Annotated in this window: 7 protein-coding genes and 1 pseudogene; 5 read left to right on the top strand and 3 right to left on the bottom strand. The window is 45.8% G+C overall.

What is annotated here, in order from left to right; genetic code table 11:
• Positions 1–320 precede the first annotated feature (320 nt).
• The 3 genes from RIM23_RS25935 to RIM23_RS25925 all read right to left on the bottom strand — a co-directional run bounded on the left by RIM23_RS25935 (position 321) and on the right by RIM23_RS25925 (position 4,194).
• A complete protein-coding gene (locus tag RIM23_RS25935) occupies positions 321–2,723 on the bottom strand; it encodes a transglycosylase domain-containing protein (protein WP_446370685.1) in 2,403 nt (800 codons plus the stop codon).
• Between the two features lie 693 nt (positions 2,724–3,416).
• Positions 3,417–3,773 carry a hypothetical protein gene (locus RIM23_RS25930; protein WP_446370678.1) on the bottom strand — a complete coding sequence of 119 codons (357 nt, stop codon included), beginning with the start codon at positions 3,771–3,773 and terminating at the stop codon, positions 3,417–3,419.
• A gap of 55 nt (positions 3,774–3,828) precedes the next feature.
• Positions 3,829–4,194 (bottom strand): papain fold toxin domain-containing protein, encoded by a 366-nt coding sequence (locus tag RIM23_RS25925; RefSeq protein WP_446370676.1) that lies wholly within the window; start codon positions 4,192–4,194, stop codon positions 3,829–3,831.
• Between the two features lie 882 nt (positions 4,195–5,076).
• Between RIM23_RS25925 and RIM23_RS25920 the strand changes: the two genes are divergently transcribed.
• The 5 genes and pseudogenes from RIM23_RS25920 to RIM23_RS25900 all read left to right on the top strand — a co-directional run bounded on the left by RIM23_RS25920 (position 5,077) and on the right by RIM23_RS25900 (position 7,085).
• A complete protein-coding gene (locus tag RIM23_RS25920; RefSeq protein WP_446370674.1) occupies positions 5,077–5,334 on the top strand; it encodes a hypothetical protein in 258 nt (85 codons plus the stop codon).
• A complete protein-coding gene (locus RIM23_RS25915) occupies positions 5,324–5,554 on the top strand; it encodes a hypothetical protein (RefSeq protein WP_446370672.1) in 231 nt (76 codons plus the stop codon). The genes RIM23_RS25920 and RIM23_RS25915 overlap by 11 nt, the downstream gene beginning before the upstream one ends.
• A 443-nt stretch (positions 5,555–5,997) precedes the next feature.
• Positions 5,998–6,416: pseudogene (locus RIM23_RS25910) on the top strand (XisH family protein).
• A complete protein-coding gene (locus RIM23_RS25905) occupies positions 6,404–6,739 on the top strand; it encodes an element excision factor XisI family protein (protein ID WP_446370670.1) in 336 nt (111 codons plus the stop codon). Before RIM23_RS25910 ends, RIM23_RS25905 begins: the two are co-directional and overlap by 13 nt.
• On the top strand, positions 6,726–7,085 hold the full coding sequence (locus tag RIM23_RS25900; RefSeq protein ID WP_446370668.1) for a hypothetical protein: 360 nt from the start codon (positions 6,726–6,728) through the stop codon (positions 7,083–7,085). The genes RIM23_RS25905 and RIM23_RS25900 overlap by 14 nt, the downstream gene beginning before the upstream one ends.
• The last annotated feature ends 106 nt before the right edge of the window (positions 7,086–7,191 follow it).

Here is a 7,191-nt window from a genome sequence, read left to right as displayed (position 1 = left end):
ATTTCTTACCAATTAAGTCAACAATATCGATAAGACGATGACCACCAGCGATACTATAAGATTGTATTTTACCATTGAGTGAGCATCGGTGCAAAGTGCAAGACCATCACACAAAGTCGAGTAGCTGCTTCTTGGGGGGGGAAAACTAGACATTGCCTGATTATATCACATAAAATGTCCAGTTATGTCAATAATTGTCTAGATATTTACGGACTGTTAGTTAACCCCTGAGACCGAATTACACTCCCAGGGGAGCCGGGGAATCAGGGGGGAGGGAGTCTTCAAAATCATGCCATTGAGCAAGGCGTTGGGTCAAAACTTTATTCCTCAGACGCGGGAGGAGCAGCGACTGGCGCAGGTGCAGGCGCCGCTGGAGCTGGTTCAGGTGCAGCTTTGCGCGAGGCGGGAGGCGCTGGGGGCGGTGCTACAGGCGCTGGGACAGTATTGCGCTCGACCGGGGGAGCCGAAACCGCCGCTGGTTGAGCTGGGGCTGGGGCTGGGGCTGGGGCTGGGGCTGGCTGAGCGGGTCTGGGTGCGGGTGCGGGTGCGGAGCGTCTGGGTGGTGGGTTGCTGGGCGCTGTGCTGCGAACCGGGGCTTGGGGACGGGAGGAACGGGCGGGTGCAGGTTGGCTCCTGGTGCTGCTGCGACTGCTTCCACTATTGGTATTGGTTGAACGTCTTGGGGAATAACTACGGCTGGTAGAACGAGAGGTTGATCGGCTGTTATTATTAGAAGCGCTGCGACTTGTCCGCCTGCTTCTGGAGCTAGTCTGGTTTGTGGTATTGGATTTCTTGGTATAGGTTTTTTTCGGCTTGATCGGCTTAGCTTCAATAGTCCCTTCACGACCATCTAATTTGTCGGGTCGATCGGGAAAGTCTTCCTCCCTCATATTTTCGACGGCTTCTTCCATAAACTCACGCCAGGTAATCGCGGCTGTGCTACTGGCTCCCCAAGTGGGTTTATTGTCATCATTGCCGAGCCAGACACCGGTAACCAGTTGGGGAATGTACCCGATGAACCAAAGGTCACGGGCTTCGTCTGAAGTGCCTGTTTTGCCCGCTACGGCGCGATCGCGCAGTTGAGCGTTCCCACCTGTCCCGGAGGTGACCACATTGCGGAGCATCCAGGTCATGATCGCGGCGGTGTCTTCGTCAATGGCTTGCTCTCTTTGAATCTGTTCTCGATAAATCACCTTACCCTGTCGATCCAGGATGCGGCGAATCCCATGGGGTTGGACCTGTACGCCTTGAGTTGCTAAGGTACCATAAGCACTGGTCAACTCCATTAAATTCACTTCTGAGGCGCCCAATGCTAAGGAATAGGTTTTGTTGAGGGTCGATTCAATACCCATTTTTTCAGCAATTTCCACCACCGGGTCCCAACCCACCTTAATTAAGGTTTTAACCGCCACAATGTTAACCGAATGGGTGAGAGCATCCCGAATCGACATCCAACCGCGAAAAGTTTCGCTATAATTCTTCGGTTCATAGCCATCAACAACAAAGGGAGCATCCTCATAACTTTGATAGGGAGAAAAACCCGCTGCGATCGCGGTTGTGTAAACAAATGTTTTAAATGTCGAACCCGGTTGGCGTTGTGCCTGGGTGACGCGGTTAAATTGTTGATCAAAGAAATCCTTCCCCCCTACCATGGCTTTAATTTGACCATTACGCGGATCAATTGCCACTAATGCCGCTTGTTCAAACCGTTGGTATTTGCCATAGGTTTCGATTGTCTCTTCCACTGCTGCTTCTGCTGCCATTTGCCACTGAGGATTAAGGGTTGTTTCCACAATCAATCCCTTTTTCCCCAAGACATCTGAGGGAACATATTTGGGTAGTTCCTGTTGAATATATTCAGTAAAATAAGACGCCTGTCGGTCTAACCGCTTGGGATTGCTGCGCGTTGTCCTCAGGGGAGTCGCGATCGCGGCGTCTGCTTCCCCCTCAGTAATATATCCATTTTTCTGCATCCGCCGCAGCACCACATTCCGACGCTCTTGGGCTATTTTTTTGTTAATAAAGGGGGAATACTCACTGGGTGCGGGTGGTAAGGCTGCTAGGGTTGCCATTTCCGCTAAGGTCAATTCTGTGACGGGTTTACTAAAGTACACCCAAGCCGCATCCGCGACGCCATACGCCCCAGAACCCAAATACACCAGATTTAAATAGCGCTCCAAGATTTGATCTTTCTCCAAATCCCGCTCAATTTTTTGCGCCATCCGCATTTCTTTGAGCTTGCGCCCTAGGGTGCGTTCCTGATCGAAATAGACAATCCGCGCCAACTGCTGGGTAATTGTACTGCCACCTTCTACCACATCTCTGGCTAGCAGATTTGAGAACGCCGCCCGGATAATCCCTTGGTAATCCAGTCCGCTATGATTTTCAAAGCGTTGGTCTTCAATCGAAATAAAAGCTTGCTTGAGCGTTTCTGGGATTTCCCATATTTTCAGATTGTCGTGGGTAGCAGGTCCTATTTGCTGGAGGATCGTACCATCGGCTGCTTTTATGGTAATTGTTTCATCCCGGATATAGGTCAGCACATCATCGGTGGACTCTGGTAAACTTTCTTCTAGGGCTTGCCAGCTTAAACCGAAAGCGATCGCACCGCCGCTGATCCCCACCATTCCTATCCCCACCCAGAATTTGCGCTGACGATAGACGGGATCGGGTCCTGTGAATGACTTAACTAGGGTACTAGAAATTCCCTTGATCCCATTCATTGTCACCGTTGCGCCCCGTCGGCATTGTGTCAACAGACCCAACCGTGATAAAGGTTTAGTCTGGGAGTCTGGTTGAATCTGATCATCTGAGGCAGACTGGGTTGGTTGTTCCGTCACCGCCTCCGAATTCAACTGACTTGATGGATCTTCGTGCTTTGGGATAGAATTTGACACTTGAACTCCTCAATTAAACCACAAGCCGCCATTACTTCTTGCTTATTTTAGGGCTTGGGATCAAAATTTGCCGGATGGATGAAGCCAAGCTTCATGCTCAGTAAAATTCCGATGCTGGAGACTTGGGCCACTAGCGCCATCCTAGCATCGGTTCCGTTGGCTTTGAGCTGTCCCGGGGGTTCAATCGATTTTGTCTGCCAATGATTATCATTTTTTACAATTTAAGTCACTCCAGCGCTCAAATTGTATCTTAACTCTTGGAAAAATCCCACCGTACCCAGAGATACCCGGATCGCAGCAAGTTCAGACACCATGAGGCGATCACACGATTCATCTACCGCGTGGGAAGGGATTTAGCCTCGTCATCCGATGTTGCTTGAACCAAGGCGCGATCGCACTTCTATTTTTACCCATTTATTAGCGCAGTCTGACCAAGGGCGCACGGGGCGTGCGCCCCTACCGTTTCTTTCCTTCTGTAATATGTAATGCTCACCTATTTGGCTTCGGGGTGCTACGCGACTACAAGATTGGCGATTCCACTTGATCTTCGGTGGATTTATGTTTGCCATTTTCCCCTGATTCTTGGGTAAATTCTTGAAATAACTCAAAAAAATTATTGAGCGCGGTTCTTTCATCTTCAGAATAAAAGAGGATTATATTATCCCAGGATTGTCCTGTGCTAATGTTAAATTTTTTCTTAATCCAATTTTTAAATTCCACAAATTCTTGCTCGTGTTTGGTTTGGGGGATTCCTAATTCGCGGCGGGCTAGGTTATAGCCAGCTAAACAGGAGCGCAGGTTGCTAATATGGGGCTTTCCTAGGTACATTGAAGGTCGTTTTTGAATTTTCTGGATTAGGTCATATAAGTCACTCATCTTCAACCTCTTGGTTTTGATTGTCACTTTATTTTAACTTAATTCCCCTTAAGATTTAAAAGTCAGTCTCTGTAATTTGGAAATCGCCGCCAAAGTCTTTGATGGGACAGTAGAGGTTATTCAGCCAAGCTTTTCGGGAAATTCCCTGGTGATGAATATTATCATAGATGGGTTCTTCTTCCCCTATTTTCACTGCAATTCCTTGATGTTGACCATTGGTGGCAATAGTCTGTTGGAGGATTTCATGATAGATATTCCCGTAGGGATCTTCTGCACTCCCTGTATATAATTTAATTTGTTTGCCAGGAATTCTTTGTTCGATGAGAAATTGCTTGATTGTCTCAGCGCACTGTTGGCATTGAAATATCTGGAAGCGATTGGCAATTTTGGTAATTTGTTGACGAAGTTCTTCTTTAGGCAAGTCTGTGTCAGTAAAATTGATGACTACTGTAGTATTTTAAGCGATTTGGGCTTAAACTTTTTCGTTCCTTGGGTGATCCCACTCTTTCTCGTTAACCCAACCCTAGCGCGATCGCACTTCTATTTTTACCCATTTATACGACAGAGGCTTGACTTTAGCTAATTTTTTAGGTACTATTTCATCATGGGAAAATGTGCCAGCCTATAGACTCTTTCCTGATTACTTCAAAAACACAGATTACACCGATTGAGTGACACTAAAGAGAAGACACAAAGTGTGAAGGACACAGATTGACACAGAGGACTTAATAATTACCCGCCAATTCGTACATCTTCTGCCAATTGAGAACTAACACCTCAGTGAAATCAGTGCGATTAATCTTTCACTCCCCACCCTTAACGTTTCTATGAATCCGTGAAAGAGCGTGTTACTGCGATCGCACTTCTAGTTTTACCCATTTATACGATAGAGGCTTGACTTTGGCTAGTTTTTTAGGTACTATTTCATCATGGAAAAATGTGCCAGCATATAGACTCTATACTCATCATTTCAAAAACACAGATTACACGGATTGAATGACACTCCCAAGAAGACACAAAGTGTGAAGGACACAGATTGACACAGAGGACTTAATAATTACCCGAAAATTCTTACATCTTGTGGCTATTGAGGACTAACGCCTCCGTGAAATCAGTGTTACTAACCTCTCACCCCCACCCTTAACGTTTCTATAAATCAGTGAAATCAGTGTTACGATCGCACTTCTAGTTTTACCCATTTATACGATAGAGGCTTGACTTTGGCTAGTTTTTTAGGTACTATTTCATCATGGAAAAATGTGCCAGCATATAGACTCTATACTCATCACTTCAAATTCTGCTTATGTCAACGTCTCACTCGGATGAAAAAAAGTCAGTTCAACCTAGGCAACAATCCGATTCTCAATTGCAAGCGATCGCTTACAGCTTAGATAGTCTCGTTCCAGGATTTTATCTTTGGCTAGGTGATCTGAAAATTAGGTTAGGTGGGAGTGAACCGGAAGAAACCTATCCTGGAATTATTCATAGTTGGTGGGGTATAGCACTGGTTCTACCTGGGTATCGGATCTATAGTACCTATCAAGGTAGCTATGACCCTTGATCAGCATGATCTGGATGGCATTGCCAAAATCACGGTTAAAATTCTGCCAACTCCTGAATTTGAAGCGCTTTTAATTGCTGCCGGATATAGTAAGGTAGGTACGGCTCCAGCTAAAGGGAATCGAATTAAAGTTTGGTGGGTTCACACAAGTTTCAGGCGAATAGAAGCAATTTATAGTCCAGATGGCGCAGTTGCTATTACGGCTTATCATGTCACTTGATAGGCGATCGCACTCTCTCCCTTTAACGCAACCCAAACAGCGATCGCGCTCTGTTTATCCTCAATTTTAGGACAGGCGATCGCACTTCTATTTTTACCCATTTATACGATAAAGGCTTGACTTTGGCTAATTTTTTAGGTACTATTTAATCATCGGAAAATGTGCCTGCATATAAACTCTTTCCTCATCACTACAAAAACACAGATTACACCGATTGAATGACACTAAAAAGAAGACTCAATAGTGAATGACACAGATTGACACAGAGGACTAAATAGTTTCCCGACAATTCTTGCATCCTCTGGCTATTGAGAACTAACACCTCCGTGAAATCAGTGGGGCTAACCTCTCACCCCCTACCGCTACCGTTTCTATAAATCCGTGAAATCAGTGTTACGATCGCACTTGTCTAAAATGTTAAGTAAAATCAGAAGACGTTAACGATGGCAGCGAAAGATAAGTTCCATGCTGGGGTTAGAATTGATGAGAGAGAAGGAGCAGTGGACGATAACCGATGATCCTCTGCGATTGGAAGTTGGTGGTACTAAGTTTGAAATCGATTTAGGTGCGGAACAAGTGTTAGCAGCAGAGAGAGGTGAAGAAAAAATTGCAGTTGAGATTAAAACATTTTTAAGTGATTCGCCACTCACCGATTACCATGCTGCGTTAGGACAGTTTTTGAATTATCGGCTTGATGAGAGAAATCAGCGATCCAAATCTGATTCTCTATTTGGCAGTGCCTATCGGTGTTTATGAATCTTTTTTTAAGCGGGAATTTGCCCAAATATCTGTAGAGAGATATCAGATTAAACAAATTGTTTATGACCCAATTCAAGAGGTAATTTTACAATGGATACCCTAGAGTCTTATCGCCAGATCATTCAGTCGGTGTTGACGGATTATGCGGCTATCCCAATTGCGAATGGTAAGATTGATTGTTATACAGTTTTTGATACAAAACAAGACCATTACATGGTTATGAATGTGGGATGGGATGGTCATCGACGAGTTTATGGTTGTGTTTTACATTTGGATATTAAGGAGGGAAAAATTTGGATTGAGCAGAATATGACGGAAATGAGAGTGGCTCAAGAGCTTGTAGAGCGAGGGGTTCCAAAAGATGATATTATTCTCGGATTTCAGGCTCCCCAAATGCGAGAATATACGGGCTATGGAGTGGTTTAACAACAAGAATGTGATCGCACTTACTAACCCAAACGCGATCGCACTCTCTCCCCTCAATCCAATCCAAACAGCGATCGAACATTCTCTCCTCAACCCAACCCAAACGCGATCGCACTCTCTCTCCCCTCGTCCCAACTCAAAGATCGATCGCACTTTCTCTCCTCAACCCAACCCAAACGCGATCGCACTTTCTCTCCTCAACCCAACCCAAACGCGATCGCACTTTCTCCCTTCAACCCAACCCAAACGCGATCGCACTTTCTCCCTTCAACCCAACTCAGAGGCGATCGCACATCCTCCCTTCAACCCAACTCAGAGGCGATCGCACTATCTTCCCTCCACCTAACCCAAACAGCGATCGCATCCTCCCCCTTCAACCCAAAGAGCGATCGCACTCTCTCCCCTCCCCTCAACCCAACCCAGAGGCGATCGAGCTATTTTCCTGATATACT

Origin of the sequence: Coleofasciculus sp. G3-WIS-01, from assembly GCF_040223135.1 — a bacterium.
GTDB lineage: Bacteria > Cyanobacteriota > Cyanobacteriia > Cyanobacteriales > Coleofasciculaceae > Coleofasciculus.
The sequence above is the reverse complement of the archived record's forward strand: the minus strand, read 5'-3'. Positions and strand labels throughout refer to the sequence as shown.